Here is a 17,025-nt window from a genome sequence, read left to right on the forward strand (position 1 = left end):
ATCCAGGGCTTCGTCGGCGGCGGGGGAGCAGCCGGTTCGCCGAAGTTGTACGCCACGCCACCCAGGATCGAGTGCGAACGGAAGCGGCCGTCGAACGTGTTGTTCGCGACGTCGACCAGCTTGACGTTCTCGGCGTTGAAGAAGCGATACTTCAGCGTCGCGTCGATGTGGTCGGTCAGCGGAGCACGGATGCCCGCCAGAGCCTGCCACGCGAACACGGTGTCCGAGTCGTTCAGGAAGTCGGCACGACGGGTCAGGGCGTAGTTCGCCTTGACGCGCGCAACGCCGACACCGCCGCCGACGAAGCCCTGGATGCCGTCATCGGCACCGAAGTCCAGCAAGCCGTTCAGCATGAAGCTGAGCGCCGAGGTGGAGCCACCGGCATAGTCGTAGTTACCAGCCGGAACGGTGCCCGCACCGATGCCGGTGTTGGTCAGCGTGGTCGAGCTGAACGAGTCGACGGTCGCACGACGATAGCCGACTTCGGTTTCCAGACGGAAACCACCGAAGTCGTAACCCATCACGCCGTCAACGTCATAACCATAGTCATGGTTGACGGTGGCGGTGCCGGTGCGCGTGCCGGTGATATCGTAATTGATATCTTCGACGATCATCCCGCCGCCTTCGATGCCGACGTACCACGACTTGTCGCGGGCGAGGGCAGGCGAAGCCAGAGCGGTGGAGGCGAGTGCCAGAACAATGGCAAGCTTCCGCATCATAGTCCCCTTTCTTGGTTGTCACTACGGACAGCGCAAACCCACTATCGGAGCGTTGGTTTCCACGCAAGCAAACAAAAGCCCGCGACTGTGGCATTAAAGGCACAGAAATTCGCTCAGCCCGAGGCGATCAAACCGTGCGCTCCGAGCGCCGCAATCACCGAGGCCAACGCATTACGCGCCTCAATATCAATGACTTGACCCCCACTCGAAATAGCGATCGCGGATCGTTGCGGCCCGATAACTTTTTTTCCCTCCACAATCAGCTCGCGCGCCAGGACACGCCCGGTCCGCCATGCATTTCCATCCCATTCGGATCGACATTGCTCTACCCGACTCCAGACCGACATGCCTTCGCGCGGTGCCAGGAATCGCCAGCCGCCATCGGTCCAGCCCGCCAGCGCGGCGGCATGTCCTGCCCAGGCCCCGGTCGGTTGCGGTCCGATGATCCACGCCTGGCCCGGCAGCGGCGCCCCCGGCGGAGCGTTGAGCCCGACCGCCTCGACACAGGGCTGCACGACCAGATCGAGCAGGCTGAGCGCCTCGTTATGCGTAGTTTCCTTTTGCGCCTGCCCCGCTTCCAGCAGCGGCAGCGTCCAGCGCGGTGTCTGCGTCACCATGTCATCCCTCCCCCACGAAACCGACCAGCGGCGGCGATGCGCCCCAGGTGCCCAGTTGCCAGATTGTCACGCGCGTGCCGTCGGCCACCGCGCCGCGCCAGCCGGGCGCGGCGGGATCGTCGGCCGCAATGCCGTGCTGACCTACCTCAATGCGCTTCAGGGCGCGCGCTACGTCGAACTGGCCGAACTGCGCGCCGCCAACGAGGATTTCATGCTGGGCTGGGCCCAGCGTGTCATTTTCACTTTCCCCCCGACCATCAGGAAGGCCGCATGACCCCGCCGCTTCGCGACAACGGTTCCCCCTCGCCATTCGAGGATGGGACGCACGACCCGACAGGACTGCCCCCGCCGATCGCCTTTAACCAGGCCATGGCCGATGGCCTGCGCCTGGGCGGTGAAGCCGGTGGCCTGGACACGCTCGACCTGGGACCGGGCGCGCCGTCCTGGATGACCGCTCTTGCCCGGTCGATCCGGCCGCTGTGCGTCGGCGCGTTGATGATGATTCCCACCGCCGGGGCGGCGTCCGTAGGACTGGTGGCCATGGTCTCGCCCCGTGCCGCCGCCGCGATGGTCGCCGCTTCGACCGCGTTTCTGGCGGGCATCCCTACCGACATCGTGTTGCTGATCGGCACGCTGGCATCGGGCTATGGGCTGGCGAAGTCGGTCGAGCGCCTGCGGGGCTCGAAGTGAAAGGCCGGATGGAGGGCGCGCTGTTCGTCGTGCCGGGCGTGCTGACGATCCTAGCGCTGACGATCATCGTTTCGCTTCCCGGCTGCGCCACGACGCGCACCGACCAGCGGCGGGCCGAGCAAGCGGCGCTATCCGTCGAGTTGGCCTATCAGGCGGTAGCGGTCGGCGAGTTGGCCGCGTTGCATTCGGGCAAGCTCGATGCGTCGCAGCGGCGATGCGTCGCCATCCTGGACGGGCGAGCGTACCAGGCGGTCTCGGCCGCGCGTGTCGCCTATGACCGACACGCTCCAGCCCTTGCCGTCGAGGTGGCTGATGCGCGGGCCGCCGTGCGTGATTTCTTGGATCGGAAGGGCTGTTGATGGACCTCGCCACGATCCTGAAGGCGATCGAGATCGTCGGTGCCGCGACGCCCGCGGCATTGCGCTTTTACGAGGGGTTCAAGGTCCTTGTCAGCGATGCGGACCGGGAGGAATTGCGACAGGTTTTGGCGGTGGCGCGCGCGCAGAGTGATCGGCTTCATGAGGAGGTTCAGGCATCGGCACGGTAAATGAATGGCCGATTCGCGCAGAGGCGGCGGCGCTGACATGTTAACCATAACATATTGATGATATCGGTCCGGTATGGAGGCCACACCGGAACAGATTGCAGGACTGTCGGACCAGCAAAAGGCGATTCTGCGGCTGGTGCAACAGGGGCTGAGGTCGAAGGAAATCGCGCCGATCGTCCAGTTGGCTCCGGCGTCGGTCGACACGTACGTCCGCCAAGCCATGGGACATTTGGGGGCAGCGGATCGCCGCTCGGCAGCGCGAATGCTGGCGGATTTCGAGCAATCCGAACGTTTCGTATCTCAATCGCCAGACCTTTCCGAACCGGTCGGCGACCGCAAGAACGTGGCTCGGCGGTTGGGACGGGTCATCCTGTCGATGGCGACCCCACCGCCAATCGGGGGCAGTAAGAACGACCTGACGGTTGCTGGGCGAATCCGCGAGATGTTGCGGGTGGCATGTCTGTTGGTGACCGTCGTGTCGGCTCTGACGCTCGTTTTTGTCGGGGCCATGCGCGCATTGCATTGAGCCCCCTTGCGGAGGTTTCATGATTCACGTTGATCCGATTTCCGCCACTAGCTTGGCTCGCGACGCACAGGCCGCCTTCCGGTCTTACGACCATGCGCTACGCACTGCCGCAAGTCTCACCATCTCGTTTCTCGACACCATGGCCAATGTCGGTGGCGAAGGTGTGACGGCAAAGGAAAGCCAACGCGTGCTGGCGACTTTTCATAAGAGCCAGGGCGACCTCGTCGCCGCGCGGGGCGGTATGGCAGACGCGACCGTGCTGATGACCAGCCTTCAGCGGCGCAGCAACATCGCTGAAACCAGCTTTGGTTGCCCAGGCTCGAACAACCCCCTCGACAATGCCGAGGAAGCGAAGCCTTTGCGCGTCGTCGCCTGACGAAACGCGGTTACATTTCGCGTCTGGGATGCGAGGAAGGTGATCGTCGCATGATACAGATCACCTTCCTCATCCTGACGATTTCCAGCCTGATTTACGCAGGCCTGTTTGGCGGAAGGGACGGCCGATGGGCAGCCGGAATGATTTTCCTCGCGGTACTGCTTACCTGGGTCGACGATCAGCTCTCCCCCTCCTACGCGTCGGTGCATCAGGCGGCGGTGCTGATCGACCTGCTCCTGCTGGGCGCGTTGATAACTCTGATGCTGATCAGCCGGTCTTTCTGGCCGATATGGATGGCGGCAGCGCAGATGCTGACCGCGATCAGCCATTGTGCAGTCGTTTTCGTTCCGCAGTTCGTGCCCAGAATCTATTATGCCGTGAGCACTGTGTGGGCGGTCCCGTGTCTGGCTGCGATGGTAATCGGGATTGCGTTAGACAGAAGGTCGAAGAATTTCGACAGCTGAGCCAATGGGTCCGGGCCTATCTGAAAGCCCAGGACGCCCGTCGTTCCCGCTTTTCAGCCGGGCTCTTTGCCGATCCGGCGTGGGACATCATGGTGGATATGTTCCTCAGCGAGGCGCTGGGAAAGAGCGTGAGCATATCGAGCGCGTGCATCGCCGCACGAGTCGCCCAGACGACGGGGCTGCGATGGATTGCGCGCTTGGTCGAAGAGGGGCTGGTAGTTCGTCACGACGATCCACAGGACAAGCGCCGCGCCTATGTCGTGCTGACGGATCACGCTTGGCATCAGGTATTTACGTGGGTCGTCGAAACCCGCCATTCGCTGGCGACCACAGAGCGCGGCTAGGACGCATGTCACTTACGTTCTACAGCTAGGACGTGACACGCGAACAGTTCAACACTTTGCGGCAACTCATCCTCGAGGCCCTTCTCACGGCGGACGAGGTCGGCGCGGGCAACGTGGCCATTTGCCTCGACGCGGCGCTAGTCGAGCTGACCGGCGAAGGCGTGGCTCCGCTAGATGCGGCCGCCGCCATTAAGAGGGCCAGCTAACCGGTCAGCGACTCCGCTGCAATGGCGCGTTCACAGCGCGACCATCTTCATGACGAGCTTCAGACAGCGGCGCACTGATTTATTGCTCGTTTTCCCGATTTACTGCTCGGAATTTTTGCGCGGCTACAATCCTTCGACGTCACCACCACCGTCTCGCCATTGATCGACAGCTGCGTCGTACGCAGCCCTGCCATCGTCGCGAAGGCGGGCGGTTCCGCCCCGTCGCCGATCTTCAACAGAAAGGCGCTGCCCTTTTCGATTGCCATATCCCGTCCCCCTTATTGCCCCACACGCCACAGTCGGGCGCGCCACTCGACGCTCGCCGTCCAGCGCGCGCCGTTCTTCGCCATGCGCGCCTCGGGCGATCGAGTCGCATTCGCCGCCACAGCGCGGCGACGGCGGCGGGCGGCACGGCGGCGGCATCGCGATTGTCGAACAGGTGCGCGCCCATGATCGCCACACCATGCGCAATCTCCGCCGGTAATCCCGCCCAGCTCTCGGCCAGCCCCGCGCGATAGCGCACCGTCACCGACTCGCCCGTCCGCACCCAGCCGCGCCCGTCGCGATGGATCTCGCCCGCAGCCCCCGACAGGATCGCGACCACCGGAATGGCCGACAGCGCCTGCCAGTCGACCGCGCCCGCGACTCGCTCCTCGACGGCTCGCTGGATCAGCACCTGCCCACAGAAGGATTCGGCCAGCCCCAGCGCCACGCCCGCCACCCGCTCGACCAGCGCCGCCTCGTTGCCGTCGTCCAGCCGCAGCAGCGCGCGCACCGCGCCCGCCGCCGCCGTCACGGTCGAAGGCGGCATGGGCTCCATCGTCCCGCTCATCATGTAAACTCCTTCATCGATACAAGTTGCGACAGGCTCGACACACGGGCGTCACACTTGGAGAGCAGAGGGTGGTTCAGCCGCTGCCCGCCTCCCCCTGGGCATCGGCCATGCCGACCCTGCGCCCCCCGGCCGGGTTCGGTATCCTCCCTGAACTACGGGGCAGCCCCCTGCCGGCTGCCCCGATTTTTCGGAGGATCAGTTCACCGCGAACTTCATCAGCTTGATCGCCTCCGAATCGCTGACACAGCCGCCCACGCGGCGCGTGGCGTAGAAGGTGACGAACGGCTTGTTGCTGTACGGATCGCGCAGGATCGCGGTCTCGGCCCGCTCGGCGATCAGGTAACCCGCCTGGAAATTGCCGAAGGCGATGGCGGGAGCGTCCAGGCCGACATCGGGCATGTCCTCCGCCTCGACCACCGGATAACCGAGCAGCGTCGCGGGCTGCCCCGCCGCAAGCCCCGGTGCCCAGAGGAACTGGCCGTCCGTCGTCTTCAGCTTGCGGATGCGGGCCGAGGTGGCGGCGTTCATCACGAAGCACGCCCCCTGCCGATAGGGCGCCCGCAACAGCTGGACCAGCTCGATCAACCGGTCCTCCCCGCCCCCCATGAACGCACCTGCCGCGCCGCTCGGGATGTATTGCAGCGTGCCGAACGGGCGCACCCCATCCTTGGCGGTCGAGATCGGGTTGGTCAGGAAACCCTTGGGCCGGTTGACGCCCGAGCCGTTGACGAAAGCCTGCCCCTCGGCCCGCGCAAACTCGGTCGCGATCTCGCCCGCGAGCCAGCCCTCCACGTCGAACGCGGCATCGTCCAGCATCGCCTGGCTGGCCGAGGGGTTGGCATAAAGCTCGCCCATCGGCGGCGCGAGTTCGACGAAGCTGGGCGTTGCGGTTTCGGGCCGCGCCGCCGTTTCGCTGGCCCAGCCCGAGGGCGTGCCGCCCGTCGTCACCAGCTTGCGATACCCCGCCGAGCCGACCGTCACGACGTTCGCGATGGCGCGGATCGGCGAGACGCTCTTCAGGACCGAGGCGATCGCCGCATCGATCTCGCGCGGCACGGCGAACCCGCCGCTGTCGCCGGTGGTCCCGGTAAAGGCCTTCAGCTCGACGGTGGCGCCGCTGCGCACATAGCCGTCGAACGCGCCACTCTTGGCCCGCGCACCATCCAGCACGGGTCGTTCGATCACGTCCATATCAATCCCCCTTGGTTGAAGTCTGAATCACGCGGGCGAGCGGTTGCATCGGCACCGTCACCAGGCTGATCTCGATGAGCTCGGCCGACAGGATGGCGCGGGTGCCGCCCTGATGGACGACGCGGGGCCGGTATCCGACCGACAGCCCCGCCACCGCCCCCGACCGCACCAGCGCGGCCAGCGCCGGGTCGTCGACCATCCCTGCGACCGACAGGCCGGTATCGTCCTCGGCCAACGCGGTGATGCGGCCCATCGGTGTCCCGCGATGCTGCCAGAGCAGCGGCACCTCGCCCGCGCCCGCAAAGGCCCCGCGCCGCATGACGTCGCCCGCCCGGTCCATCCGGTCCCAGATCGCGGCATAGCCGGTGAAGGAGAGGCTCATTTCAGCCAGTCCTCCATGCCCAGCCGCATCGCGATCCCCGCCAGCAGCAGCGCGCCGAGCAGCCGCGTCAGCCAGCCGACAGCGCTTTTCCACACCGACGATTTGGCCTCCCGCCACGCGGTCAGAAGTTCGCGCAGCTCGGCGACATCCCCCGCGGCGTCGGCATCGGCGAGGCCCAGCCGGGTCAACGCCCGCGTCGCACCCAGCTCGCCCGCCTCCTCGGCGACCGCGCGCAGCGTGACGAGGTCCGCACCACTATCCGCCGCCTGCGCCAACAGTCGCGCCAGAACGTCCCCGCTCATGACAGGCCGACCATCTGGCGCTTCTCCGCCGGATCGAGGAAGTCGGCGCTCGCCGCCATGGCCCACAGCATCTGCCGCTCCTCCGCCAGCGCGGTGACGCGGTTGATATCGACGGACAGGCTCGCCCCCTCGAACCAGCCCGCCAGTCCCTGCGCCAGTCCGCTCAGGATCGCGCCCGCCAGCGGCAGGATCGCCTGTCGCCACAGCGCGCGGTTCGCTTCGCGGTAATTGGCATAGGTGTTGTCGCCGGGCAGGCCGAGCAGCATCGGCGGCACCCCGAACGCCAGCGCGATCTCCCGCGCCGCCGACGCCTTGGCCGCGATGAAGTCCAGCTCGGCCGGAGTCAGGCTCATCGCCTGCCACTTCAGCCCGCCCTCCAGCAGCAGCGGACGCCCCGCATTGCCGCTGCCCGCGAACCCCTCCATCTCGGCGCGCAACCGCTCGAACTGGTCGGGCGTCAGCGTCGAGCCGTCGCCCGGATCATAGACCAGAGCGCCCGAAGGGCGAGCCGCATTGTCGAGCAGCGCACGGTTCCAGGCGGCCGCCGCGTTATGGATCGCGATCGCCCCCGCCGCCGCGCCCAAACAGCCCAGCCCATAATGATCGTCGAGCGGGTGGCAGCTTTTCAGATGCACCACCGACGGCTTTACCGGATCGACCGGGAAGGTCGTCACGCGACCGCCTGCGCGGTAGAGATAGGCGGCGGGCCAGCCGCTCGCGTCCAGCTCCATCGTCACCCGCTCGGGGCGCAGCGCGAACAGCTCGGCCACTTCGCCCTCGGCATCGCGCAGGATCTGCACATAGGCGTTGCCATGCAGCAGCATATGCGTCACCACTGTCTCCAGCAGCGCCTGCCCCTCGCTGCGCGCCGCGACCAGCGCGACCAGTTCGGGATGCGAGGCGCTGAGCGGCGCATCGGCCAGCCCGCCCGCCACCATCCGCACCGCGCGCTGCGCCACCGGATTGCGCAAATACCCCTCGCGCACTTGGCTCTCATAGGACGGCGCGGCACCGGTCAACGGCACCCCCGACCGCGCCAAACCCAGCCCGAGCAAAGGACGCGCAGCCCCCCGCCCGGCCTTGCGACCGAACATCCTCATAATCGAACTCCTCTAGCTCCTCGCCGGCACGGGGAGGTGGCAGCGCGCAGCGCTGACGGAGGGGGGCTTCCACGCAAGGTCACCCCTCGCGGCGATCCCCCTCCACCATCCTGCGGATGGTCCCCCTCCCCGTTCCGGGGAGGATCAGCTCACAAATTCCGTATCCCCGGCGGCCCACGCCCCGATAGCATCAGCTCGGTCAGCGCCCAGACCAGCGCATCCGCCCGATCCGGCGAGCGGCCGGGCCCGTCATAGGCCCCCGCCACCCCCAGCCCGCACAGCTCGTCCTCCAGCGCCGGAAAGCCGCGAGAATGCCACACCCGCCCTTGCGCATAGAGGAACGACACCGGCTCGGCCCGCGCCGCCTTTCCGATCGAGGCATAGACCAGATGCACCGGCAGGGTCGGGTCGGCGAGCCGCAGCACGCTTTCCACCATGTCGCCGCCCTGGTTGCGCTCGGCCACCACCCGGTCCGCGCGGTTGCGCCGGGCACAGCCCGCCACCCGCGCCGCCCAGCCCTCGGGCGACAGCCCCGCCTCGCTGGCATCCTCCAGCACATAGCCATGGCCGTCGCGCCCCAGCCCGACCGCGACGATCCCGCAGGCATCGCCGCTGCTGGTCGCGGGCGGATCGACGCCGACCACCACCCGGTCGAGCGCGGGCACCGTCTTCGCCCGCTGCCGATCGAGCAGCGCGCGGGTCCACAAGGCCCCTTCGCGGTCGTCGACCATCTCGCCGTCCAGCTCCTGCCGCCCCAGCCGCGTGTCGCCATATTGCGCCAGCATCGCGTCCTGAAAACTGTCGGGCAGATGCGCATTGTCGCTGGTCCGCCCGATCGTCTCGACGCAGTCGGGCAGCGCCATGACCTTGCGCATCAAGGGCGTGGCGCGCGGCGTGGTCGTGACCAGCACACGCGGCCGCTCGCCCAGCCGGAGCGTCATCATCAGATTGTCCCATCCGGCCTCCCCCTTCCACTTGCCCAGTTCGTCGCACCAGGCCGCATGATGCTGCGGTCCGCGCAACGCCTCGGGCGCGGCGGCCGAATAGGCGAAGCCGATCGCGCCGGAGGTGAAATGCACCTGCCCCAGGCTGCCGATCCATTTCGGCGTCTCGCCCCTGCGCGCCACCGCCAGCAGCCCGCTCTCGCCGCGCACCATCACCCGTTCGACGTCGCGCAGCGTCGCCCCCATCAAGGCGATCCGCGCGCCCGGTTGCTCGCGGGCGAGCGCACTCACCCACTCCGCCCCGGCGCGCGTCTTGCCGAAACCGCGCCCGGCGCGGATAAGCCACACCCGCCAGTCGCCCGGCGGAGCCACCTGCCCGTCATGCGCCCATAATTCCCATCGCTCGACCAGTTCGCGCTTCTGCGCCGGGCTCAGCGCGGCCAGCGCCTGTTCGCGCGCGCCCGGCTCCAGCATCGCCAGCGTGACGAGCCGCGTCGCCGCATCCTCGCTCGCCATCACGCCATCCCCTTCAACCGTCGCCGCGCCAGCCCATCGAGCGCGCGTTCCAGCGCCGCATCGGTTTCGGCCGCGTCGGCCCGCGCCGCTTCGCCCGCGCCGTCACCGGCCCTGGCCAGCGCATCGCGGCGGGCGAGTAGCTTCAAATAGAATTGCACCTCGGTGGGTGCGAGCGGCGGGGTGATGGAGAGGCCGGTGGTCCCCGCACCGGCCTCTCCGCCCTCCACCTCCTCGGCCGCCAACAGGGTCAGCATCCGGCGCAGCAGCCCTTCCTCGACCAGCGCGTGCGCCGCGCCGATCGCCTGGTCCCAAGCCTCGCCAAAGGCCCGGTCGCGCGTCCGCAAGGTGCGTGCGGCCCGCAGCGTCTCTCCCACCGCCCGTGCCGCCGCCCCCGCATCGGCGCTGACCGCCAGCGCCGCCAGGAATTGCCGTCGCCGCGCCAGCGTCCACCGCGCGCCTTCCCCCGTTCCGGCCATCCCCACTCCCCCGAAGCATCGAGGTCGAACCCGACCGCTCCCCCGGTCGTGCCCGCTCTCCATGTTCCCGTTATGTACCCGTGGCAGCCGGGTTTGTATCCAACAAACGAACCAGATGGGTTTGGCGCACAAAAGCGGCTTGCCAGACGCCAAGCGCATCGGCATTAGGCATGGCTTCCCGAGAGGGGGCGATTAGCTCAGTTGGTAGAGCGTCTCGTTTACACCGAGAATGTCGGCGGTTCGAGCCCGTCATCGCCCACCACTCCGCGCATCATTCCATAGCCCCTCCCGGCGAATGCCGGGGTCCAGTTGCCGTGCGGCCGGTGGAGCGCCGATGCATTGACAGATTTTGTTCGCGCGGAGGCGCGGAGGGCGCAGAGAGACAGTCCGATTGGCGGCGGCACGCCTTCATCACGATGTGAGAGAGGCATGGAGGCGCCACGGGCGAGACACCTCCGCGTTCTCCGCGCCTCCGCGCCTCCGCGCGAACAAAATCTCTCTGCGCCTTTACCCGCGACGGAGTGGTAACTGGACCCCGGCCTTCGCCGGGGTGGTCAAATTTGGATTTAGGCCAGCTTCCAATAGGTCGCGTAGCGCTCATGCGCGATGCGGTGGTAGGGGATGAGCCGCACCGGCTGGCCGTCCGCGGCCGGGATGGTGAACTCCAGCGGCTTGCCCGTCGCGGCGATCGTCTTGGTGAGCGCGTCCGGTTCGCCCGCCAGCGTCGGGGCCTGGAACGGCGTGTCGTTATACTCGCCGTACTTCCGCTCGCTGATGATGATGTCCGCCCCCGGTGCCAATCCTTCGCGGCCCAGGGCACCCGCCAGGACCAGCGGACCATAGGTGAAGGCGACGATCTCCGGCGCGGCGGGGGCGCTTTCGACGCCAGGTTCCATGACCAGACGCCATTCGACCGTATCGCCACTCTTCCAGGTCCGGCTCACGTCGACATAACGGCCGGGCTTGTCCGAACGCTGCACCTCCGCGCCGTTGACCAGCAGGGTCGCGGTACGGCTCCATTGCGGATGGCGAAGCTTCAGCGTCAGCTCGGTAGGCTGGCGCAGTTTCCACTGGAACCGGGTGTTCGCCGCCTCCGGGAAATTTGTCGTCTGGGTCAGCACCGCACCCTTGTCGGCCCAGGTGACCGAGGAGGGGATGAACAGGTTCACATAAAGCGCGCGATCGTCATGGAAGTAGATCGAGTCGCGATACTTCACATGATTTTCCATGCCGGTGCCGGTGCAGCACCAGAAGCTGTCTTCAGGGGTATGGTACAGCTTCATGTAACCGGGCCGCGCACCCTGGAAATAGGTCGCCATGCCCGAGTCCGGGTCCTGCGAGGCGAGGATGCCGTTATAGAGCGTACGCTCGTAATAATCGGCATATTCGGCGCGCGGATCGTGCAGGAACAGCGCGCGGGTCAGCTTGAGCATATTATGCTGGCAGCAGGTCTCCGACCCCTTGGCCGAGAACACATGCTTGTCGAAATCGGCCATGGCGAAAAAATGCTCGCCATCGCCGTGGCCGCCCGTGGCGAAGGCGCGGGTATGCGCGACCGTCCGCCAGAAGAAGGCCGCGGCATGGTGATAGGCCGCGTCGCCGTTCGTCTCATAGACGCGCTGGAAACCGATGATCTTCGGGATCTGCGTGTTGGCGTGCATCCCGTCGAGATAGTCGCGCCCCTGAGTCAGCGGCTTCATCACCGCCTTTTGCGAAAAGCGTTCGGCCAGACGGCGATAATCCTGGTTGCCGGTCATGACATAAAGGTCGGCATAGACCTCGTTCATGCCGCCATATTCGGTTTCCAGCATCGTCTCGAACTGCGCATCCGACAGCGGCCTGGTCGCGACCACGCCCCAATCGGCCAGGCGGATCAGCACCGCGCGCGACGGCTCGCTGCCCGCCAGCAGCACGGCATCCCGAAGCCCGGCATAGACCTTGTGCAGCGTGTACCAGGGCACGCCGGTGATCGGCTCGCCCCGCAAATGGGCGGCGACCAGCGCCGCGCCCTTGGGGAAGGCGCAGACCAAGCCTGTGCCCGATGCCTGCTGGCACGCCGCCAGTTCTGCGGCGATATAGTCGATCCGCTGGCGGTAGCGCTTGTCCCGGGTCGCCTGATACGCCAGCGCGCAGGCCGAGAGATAATGGCCCAGTGTGTGGCCATGGCAGTTGATGTCGGCCCACTGCGCCTCCGACTCCCAGCCGCCATAGACGGGCGCCTTCGGCTTCAACCCGGCATTGGTGCGGAAATTGGCGAGCAACCGGTCGGGTTGCAGGCGCATCAGATATGCCTCGGTCATCTTCTGCGCATGCAGGAATGGACTATCCGCCAGCGTGACGTCCGCCATGTCGAAAGGCTGGACGACGGGCGCGGAGGCCAGCGCGGCCATCGGCTTGGCCTGTGCCCAGGCCGATGCGGGCACCACTGCGCCCCATCCGGTCGCCAGTGCACCGATGCTCGCCCCCATGCTGGCGGTAGTCAGGACATCGCGCCGCGACGGCGCTGGGCAGCATGAGGGCATGCATCTTCTCCGACTATTCTGATTTTGCCCGAGCCTAGCGACAGGACTCGCTGCATGGCAACGCTTTTCAGATTGCCTAAAATCAGCTTTGCATTTGTCGGACAGTTATCCGCTGCGTTCCACCGGTCGAAAGAGCAACCGCTCGGCGGTCCAGTGCAGGATCGCCCCGATCGCGACGCCCAGCAGCACCTCCTGCGCGCGGGCCAGTGCCGCAGTCAGGATCGACCCGCCCGGCGGCACGGTCAGCAGCACGATGACCGACGTCCACATGCCCACGCGCAGATCGGCGCGCAGCCGCGCGATGCTGGCGGTGATGCCGACCGCCACCGCCAGCATCGCCACCGGCCCCGCATGGGGCATGGCCAGCGCTACCAGCAGGGCCACCGCGACGCCGATCAGGGTCGCGGCGATCCGCCAGATCAGCGAGCGATGCGTATCGCCCAGCTTGTCCTGCGACACGACCAGCGCGGACACGCTCGCCCAGACCGGATGGTCGAGCCCCATGCGGTCGGCGATCATCAGTGCCAGCACCGCCGCCAGCGTGCACCGAGCGACGAAGGCGACCGACCGGATCGCCTCCTGTCCCGAGATATGGGACGTCACCCAGGATCGCAGAATCGGCGGCGGCGTCACCGGAACAGGTTGGCCCGCGCCAGTTCCAGCACCTCGTCGCCGCGCCCGCTCAGCACCGCACGCGCGGCATAGAGGCTGAAACCCTTCACCTGCTCGGCCTTGATCTTGGGCGGCATGATGAGCTCCTGGGTCTCGGTCACGACATCGACGAGCGCGGGGCCGTCATGCGCGAACGCCTCGCGCAGGGCCCCCTCCAGCGCGTCGGAGCGGGTGACGCGCACCCCGAAATAGCCCATCTCGCGGGCGATCGCGCCAAAATCGGGGTTTTGCAGGGCCACATTGGCATCGACATACCCCGCCGCCTTCTGCTCCAGCGCGACGAAGCCCAAGGTCGAATTGTTGAAGACGACGATCTTGACCGGCAGCTTCATCTGCACTGCGGTCAGCATGTCGCCCATCAACATGGCCAAGCCGCCATCGCCGGACATCGACACCACCTGCCGCCCCGGAAAGGCGCCCTGCACGCCCAATGCCTGAGGCATGGCATTGGCCATGGAGCCATGGTTGAACGACCCGATCAGCCGCCGCTTGCCGTTCATCGTCAGGTAGCGCGCGGCCCAGACGGCGGGTGTCCCGACATCGGCGGTGAAGACCGCGTCCTCATCGGCCAGCCGGTCGATCGTCCGCGCGACATATTGCGGATGCAGCGGCTTGTCGCCGTCGCGCGGGGTGGCGAGATCGTCCAGGCCCTTGCGCGCATCACGATAATGGTCGCGCGCCTTGTCGAGGAAGCGACCGTCGCGCTCGCCCTGGATCAAAGGAAGCAGCCCGCGCGCCACTTCGGCGACATCGCCGACCACGCCCAGGTCGAGCGGCACGCGCCGCCCCAGCGCGCTGGGGTTGCGGTCGACCTGCACCACCTTCGCCGTGTCGGGATAGAAGTTGCGATAGGGGAAATCGGTGCCGAGCATCAGCAGCGTGTCGCATTCCATCATGGCATAATAGCCCGACGAAAAGCCGATCAGCCCGGTCATCCCGACATCATAGGGATTGTCATATTCAATATATTCCTTGCCCCGATAGGCATGGACGATCGGGGCCTTCAGCGCCTCGGCCAGCGCCACCACCTCGTCATGCGCGCCCGCCGTGCCCGCGCCGCAGAGCAGGGTCACCGCCTTCGATCCGTTGAGCAGCTCCGCGATCTTCGCCAGCTCGGCCTGCTCGGGCACCAGGCGCGGGGCGGCGAGCGGCGGGAAGGCGACCGCACGCGTCTCCGGCACGGGCTTCAGTGCGATGTCGCCGGGGATGACCAGCACCGCGACGCCGCGCTGCCCGATCGCGGTGCGAATCGCGCGGTGGAGCAGCTCGGGCATCTGGCCGGGGTCCTGCACCATCTCGCAGAAATGGCTGCACTCGCGGAACAGCTCGGTCGGATGGGTTTCCTGGAAATAGCCCAGACCGATCTCGCTCGACGGGATATGCGCCGCGATGGCGAGGACGGGAACATGGTTGCGGTGGCAATCAAACAGCCCGTTGATGAGGTGGAGATTGCCCGGCCCGCAGCTGCCCGCGCAGACCGCCAGCGCGCCGGTCGCGGCCGCCTCGGCCCCGGCGGCGAAGGCACCCGCCTCTTCGTTGCGGACGTGCATCCAGTCGATCTTGCCCGATTTCCGCAGGCTGTCGTTAAAGGCGTTCAGGCTGTCGCCCGTCACGCCCCAGATCCGCTCCACCCCCGCCTCGACCAGCGTGCGGTTCAAAAGATCGGCGATCGTCTCGGCCATGTCTCGTCATCCCTTGCTGGGATCGGGCACGGGGCCCCATCCATGCTGCACGAGCGAAACGATCCGTCGGCCGATTGGCTTCACATGGCCAAGGTGAACTTCATGTAACATGGCTGTGCGGTGCCGCCTGGAAGACCGCATTCCCAGGCGGCACCGATTTTCAAACAGGCGATCCGATCAGAACAACCCGTCATCGTCATCGTCGAACGACACCGCGATGGGCGGCGGTGCGGCGGCGATCATGTCGGGCAGCAGGAAGGCGGCGTGGATCATCCGCTCCGCTGCCATGGTGTAGAGCCCGCCCGCCCAAGGCAGCAGTTCGTGCAGCGCGGCGCAGTCCGCTTCGCTCAGATCCGCGCCGTCGGGCGTTTCCGGTGAAACCTGATCGGCATAGCGGGTCAGCGTCCGCGCCACATCCGTCAATGCGTCGGTAAAACCGCGCTGCTCCGCCAGATCGGCCGCGCTGGCCTCCAGCGAGGACAGGACACGCCGGGCATCGCCGCCGCCCTTGGCCATCGCGTCCGCCGACATTTCGCAGGCGCGACGCACGACCGACAGCGCTTCGCCCAGCGCGCCGCGCGTATCGGTATCGCCGACCTTGTGGCCGTCCTGCACCAGGTCGATCGCGCCCAGCACGGTGATCAGCCGCCCGACCGCCATGCTCAGCTGGTCGAGGCGGCTCGCGCAGGGCGCGACTTCCTTGGCGATCACCGCCACCGCGCGGCCGAGCGTCCCGTGACGACGACAGAGCAGCTGGGTATTGGTCGAGATGTCCTGGACATTGACCGCGATGTTGCGGATGCGGCCCAGTCCGTCGGTCAGATCGGCCAGCGTCCGGCCGACAAAGCCGGTCAGCTCGGCCAGATGGCCGTCGGCGTCGCACAGCTGATCGGTGACGCTGCCCAGCGTGGCGATGCCATGTTCCAGCTTGAACAGCAGCTGGCCGTCATCGCCGCCCTGCGACCCGAGCAGTTCGCGCAAATGGTCGGCCAGAGGCCCCAGCCGCTCGATCGATTCGACGATCGACACCAGCTCGCGGCCGAATTCGTCCGCCATCGCGTTCAGCTGCGCCGCGATCAGCCGCGCCATATGCGCGGTCGCGCCCAGCGGCACGGGCGTGCCCTTGGCCTCTTCGGCCACGATGCGCTCCAGCATGGTAATGGCGTGTTCGGCACGCTGGCGCACGCTGTCGCCGATCTGGATCGCGCCCAGGACCCGCGCGACCTCGCCCTGCACGGTGCGGACGATGCCCCCGACCTCGTTGGTCATGCGCATCACCGCCTCGACATGATCCTGCAGCGCGTTGGCGTTTGCGGTCAGCTCGGTCGGGATCGACGATCCGGTGCGCAGGCATTCGTTGGCGAGCAGGCGGTCGGCCTGCTGCACGTCGCCGACGACCCGGCCGAACTGGTCGAGCTGACGCTCGATCTGGCGCAGTTCCTGGCGGCCGCTGGTCAGCTTTTCGTCCATGCCAACGACGAAATTGAAGAAGGCCGCCTCGCCCGACGAGGCGATCTTGATATTCATGCCATAGATGCCGAGCAGCTTCAGGATCGTGCCGACCTCGTTCAGCAGACCGCGAAGTTCGCGGGTGCGACCGGTCAGCGTCTCCACCTCGATCGCCCGACGCTTCTGGATCATCGGCAGGCTGATCAGGCGATAGGCGACGTCGCGCAGCTTGCCGACCGCAACGCCCGCCGTATCGGGCGACAACGACTGGCGGATCGCGCTCAGCCCCTCGGCCATGCCGTCGATGGTGCCGATCGCGGTGGCCAGCGTCTCGCCGGTTTCGCGGAACGTGGCTTCCAGACCGCCCATCCGGCCTTGTAACTGTTCCGCCAGCGCCGCGAAGGAGATCGTCCCGCCGGTCAGCGGCGTGGCGGTATCGGTGTCGATCCGTGCCATGTACATGAT

General features: G+C 67.0%; 23 protein-coding genes and 1 tRNA gene. 10 read left to right on the forward strand and 14 right to left on the reverse strand.

Annotated elements, in window-relative coordinates:
- On the reverse strand, nucleotides 1-719 hold a 719-nt coding region (locus tag SB4_RS14270), incomplete at its 3' end, for an outer membrane protein (RefSeq protein WP_420893895.1).
- Between the two features lie 113 nt (nucleotides 720-832).
- On the reverse strand, nucleotides 833-1,336 hold the full coding sequence (locus SB4_RS14275) for a DUF2793 domain-containing protein (RefSeq protein ID WP_058753099.1): 504 nt from the start codon (nucleotides 1,334-1,336) through the stop codon (nucleotides 833-835).
- 55 nt (nucleotides 1,337-1,391) lie between these two features.
- On the opposite strand from SB4_RS14275, the gene SB4_RS14280 reads away from it, so the two are divergent.
- The 9 genes from SB4_RS14280 to SB4_RS20060 all read left to right on the forward strand — a co-directional run bounded on the left by SB4_RS14280 (nucleotide 1,392) and on the right by SB4_RS20060 (nucleotide 4,489).
- The gene (locus tag SB4_RS14280) at nucleotides 1,392-1,610 is read left to right on the forward strand and encodes a peptidoglycan binding domain-containing protein (protein WP_058753100.1); all 219 of its coding nucleotides are present in this window, start codon (nucleotides 1,392-1,394) and stop codon (nucleotides 1,608-1,610) included.
- On the forward strand, nucleotides 1,607-2,026 hold the full coding sequence (locus SB4_RS14285; protein ID WP_058753101.1) for a hypothetical protein: 420 nt from the start codon (nucleotides 1,607-1,609) through the stop codon (nucleotides 2,024-2,026). Before SB4_RS14280 ends, SB4_RS14285 begins: the two co-directional genes overlap by 4 nt.
- The gene (locus tag SB4_RS14290; RefSeq protein ID WP_153006241.1) at nucleotides 2,023-2,385 is read left to right on the forward strand and encodes a hypothetical protein; all 363 of its coding nucleotides are present in this window, start codon (nucleotides 2,023-2,025) and stop codon (nucleotides 2,383-2,385) included. The genes SB4_RS14285 and SB4_RS14290 overlap by 4 nt, the downstream gene beginning before the upstream one ends.
- A complete protein-coding gene (locus SB4_RS14295; protein ID WP_058753103.1) occupies nucleotides 2,385-2,573 on the forward strand; it encodes a hypothetical protein in 189 nt (62 codons plus the stop codon). The genes SB4_RS14290 and SB4_RS14295 overlap by 1 nt, the downstream gene beginning before the upstream one ends.
- A gap of 73 nt (nucleotides 2,574-2,646) precedes the next feature.
- The gene (locus tag SB4_RS14300; protein WP_058753104.1) at nucleotides 2,647-3,099 is read left to right on the forward strand and encodes a helix-turn-helix domain-containing protein; all 453 of its coding nucleotides are present in this window, start codon (nucleotides 2,647-2,649) and stop codon (nucleotides 3,097-3,099) included.
- Nucleotides 3,100-3,118: 19 nt separating this feature from the next.
- The gene (locus tag SB4_RS14305; RefSeq protein WP_153006242.1) at nucleotides 3,119-3,475 is read left to right on the forward strand and encodes a hypothetical protein; all 357 of its coding nucleotides are present in this window, start codon (nucleotides 3,119-3,121) and stop codon (nucleotides 3,473-3,475) included.
- A 50-nt stretch (nucleotides 3,476-3,525) separates the two neighbouring features.
- Nucleotides 3,526-3,939, forward strand: coding sequence for a hypothetical protein (locus SB4_RS20400; protein ID WP_058753106.1), 414 nt, complete (start codon nucleotides 3,526-3,528; stop codon nucleotides 3,937-3,939).
- Nucleotides 3,940-4,067: 128 nt separating this feature from the next.
- Nucleotides 4,068-4,283: a winged helix DNA-binding protein gene (locus SB4_RS20405; protein WP_241488633.1), complete on the forward strand. Its 216-nt coding sequence runs from the start codon at nucleotides 4,068-4,070 to the stop codon at nucleotides 4,281-4,283.
- A gap of 32 nt (nucleotides 4,284-4,315) precedes the next feature.
- Nucleotides 4,316-4,489, forward strand: coding sequence for a hypothetical protein (locus tag SB4_RS20060; RefSeq protein WP_193753832.1), 174 nt, complete (start codon nucleotides 4,316-4,318; stop codon nucleotides 4,487-4,489).
- Nucleotides 4,490-4,548: 59 nt separating this feature from the next.
- On the opposite strand, the gene SB4_RS19115 is transcribed toward SB4_RS20060, so the two are convergent.
- From SB4_RS19115 to SB4_RS14350, 8 genes are all read right to left on the reverse strand, one after another.
- Nucleotides 4,549-4,755 carry a phage tail tube protein gene (locus SB4_RS19115; RefSeq protein ID WP_082670192.1) on the reverse strand — a complete coding sequence of 69 codons (207 nt, stop codon included), beginning with the start codon at nucleotides 4,753-4,755 and terminating at the stop codon, nucleotides 4,549-4,551.
- Nucleotides 4,722-5,324 carry a head-tail connector protein gene (locus tag SB4_RS14320; protein ID WP_058753108.1) on the reverse strand — a complete coding sequence of 201 codons (603 nt, stop codon included), beginning with the start codon at nucleotides 5,322-5,324 and terminating at the stop codon, nucleotides 4,722-4,724. The genes SB4_RS19115 and SB4_RS14320 overlap by 34 nt, the downstream gene beginning before the upstream one ends.
- A gap of 195 nt (nucleotides 5,325-5,519) precedes the next feature.
- The gene (locus tag SB4_RS14325; protein ID WP_058753109.1) at nucleotides 5,520-6,515 is read right to left on the reverse strand and encodes a phage major capsid protein; all 996 of its coding nucleotides are present in this window, start codon (nucleotides 6,513-6,515) and stop codon (nucleotides 5,520-5,522) included.
- A gap of 1 nt (nucleotide 6,516) precedes the next feature.
- Nucleotides 6,517-6,897: an HK97 family phage prohead protease gene (locus tag SB4_RS14330; protein WP_058753110.1), complete on the reverse strand. Its 381-nt coding sequence runs from the start codon at nucleotides 6,895-6,897 to the stop codon at nucleotides 6,517-6,519.
- Nucleotides 6,894-7,199 (reverse strand): DUF6127 family protein, encoded by a 306-nt coding sequence (locus SB4_RS14335; RefSeq protein ID WP_058734548.1) that lies wholly within the window; start codon nucleotides 7,197-7,199, stop codon nucleotides 6,894-6,896. Before SB4_RS14335 ends, SB4_RS14330 begins: the two co-directional genes overlap by 4 nt.
- Nucleotides 7,196-8,299 carry a phage portal protein gene (locus SB4_RS14340; RefSeq protein ID WP_058753111.1) on the reverse strand — a complete coding sequence of 368 codons (1,104 nt, stop codon included), beginning with the start codon at nucleotides 8,297-8,299 and terminating at the stop codon, nucleotides 7,196-7,198. The genes SB4_RS14335 and SB4_RS14340 overlap by 4 nt, the downstream gene beginning before the upstream one ends.
- A 149-nt stretch (nucleotides 8,300-8,448) precedes the next feature.
- Nucleotides 8,449-9,759, reverse strand: a complete 1,311-nt coding sequence (locus SB4_RS14345; protein WP_058753112.1) for a DNA-packaging protein — start codon at nucleotides 9,757-9,759, stop codon at nucleotides 8,449-8,451.
- Nucleotides 9,759-10,235 carry a hypothetical protein gene (locus SB4_RS14350; protein ID WP_058753113.1) on the reverse strand — a complete coding sequence of 159 codons (477 nt, stop codon included), beginning with the start codon at nucleotides 10,233-10,235 and terminating at the stop codon, nucleotides 9,759-9,761. The genes SB4_RS14345 and SB4_RS14350 overlap by 1 nt, the downstream gene beginning before the upstream one ends.
- A gap of 186 nt (nucleotides 10,236-10,421) precedes the next feature.
- On the opposite strand from SB4_RS14350, the gene SB4_RS14355 reads away from it, so the two are divergent.
- Nucleotides 10,422-10,497, forward strand: a tRNA-Val gene (locus SB4_RS14355).
- Between the two features lie 304 nt (nucleotides 10,498-10,801).
- Here the strand turns inward: SB4_RS14355 and SB4_RS14360 are convergent.
- The 4 genes from SB4_RS14360 to SB4_RS14375 form a co-directional block, all read right to left on the reverse strand.
- Nucleotides 10,802-12,703 (reverse strand): glycoside hydrolase family 127 protein, encoded by a 1,902-nt coding sequence (locus tag SB4_RS14360; RefSeq protein WP_058753114.1) that lies wholly within the window; start codon nucleotides 12,701-12,703, stop codon nucleotides 10,802-10,804.
- Nucleotides 12,704-12,862: 159 nt separating this feature from the next.
- The gene (locus SB4_RS14365; protein WP_153006244.1) at nucleotides 12,863-13,360 is read right to left on the reverse strand and encodes an FUSC family protein; all 498 of its coding nucleotides are present in this window, start codon (nucleotides 13,358-13,360) and stop codon (nucleotides 12,863-12,865) included.
- Nucleotides 13,361-13,386: 26 nt separating this feature from the next.
- Nucleotides 13,387-15,111: a ubiquinone-dependent pyruvate dehydrogenase gene (gene poxB, locus SB4_RS14370; RefSeq protein ID WP_058753116.1), complete on the reverse strand. Its 1,725-nt coding sequence runs from the start codon at nucleotides 15,109-15,111 to the stop codon at nucleotides 13,387-13,389.
- A 177-nt stretch (nucleotides 15,112-15,288) separates the two neighbouring features.
- Nucleotides 15,289-17,022, reverse strand: a complete 1,734-nt coding sequence (locus SB4_RS14375) for a hypothetical protein (protein ID WP_153006245.1) — start codon at nucleotides 17,020-17,022, stop codon at nucleotides 15,289-15,291.
- Nucleotides 17,023-17,025 lie beyond the last annotated feature (3 nt).

Origin of the sequence: Sphingomonas sanguinis (assembly GCF_001476905.1) — a bacterium.
Lineage (GTDB): Bacteria > Pseudomonadota > Alphaproteobacteria > Sphingomonadales > Sphingomonadaceae > Sphingomonas > Sphingomonas sanguinis_B.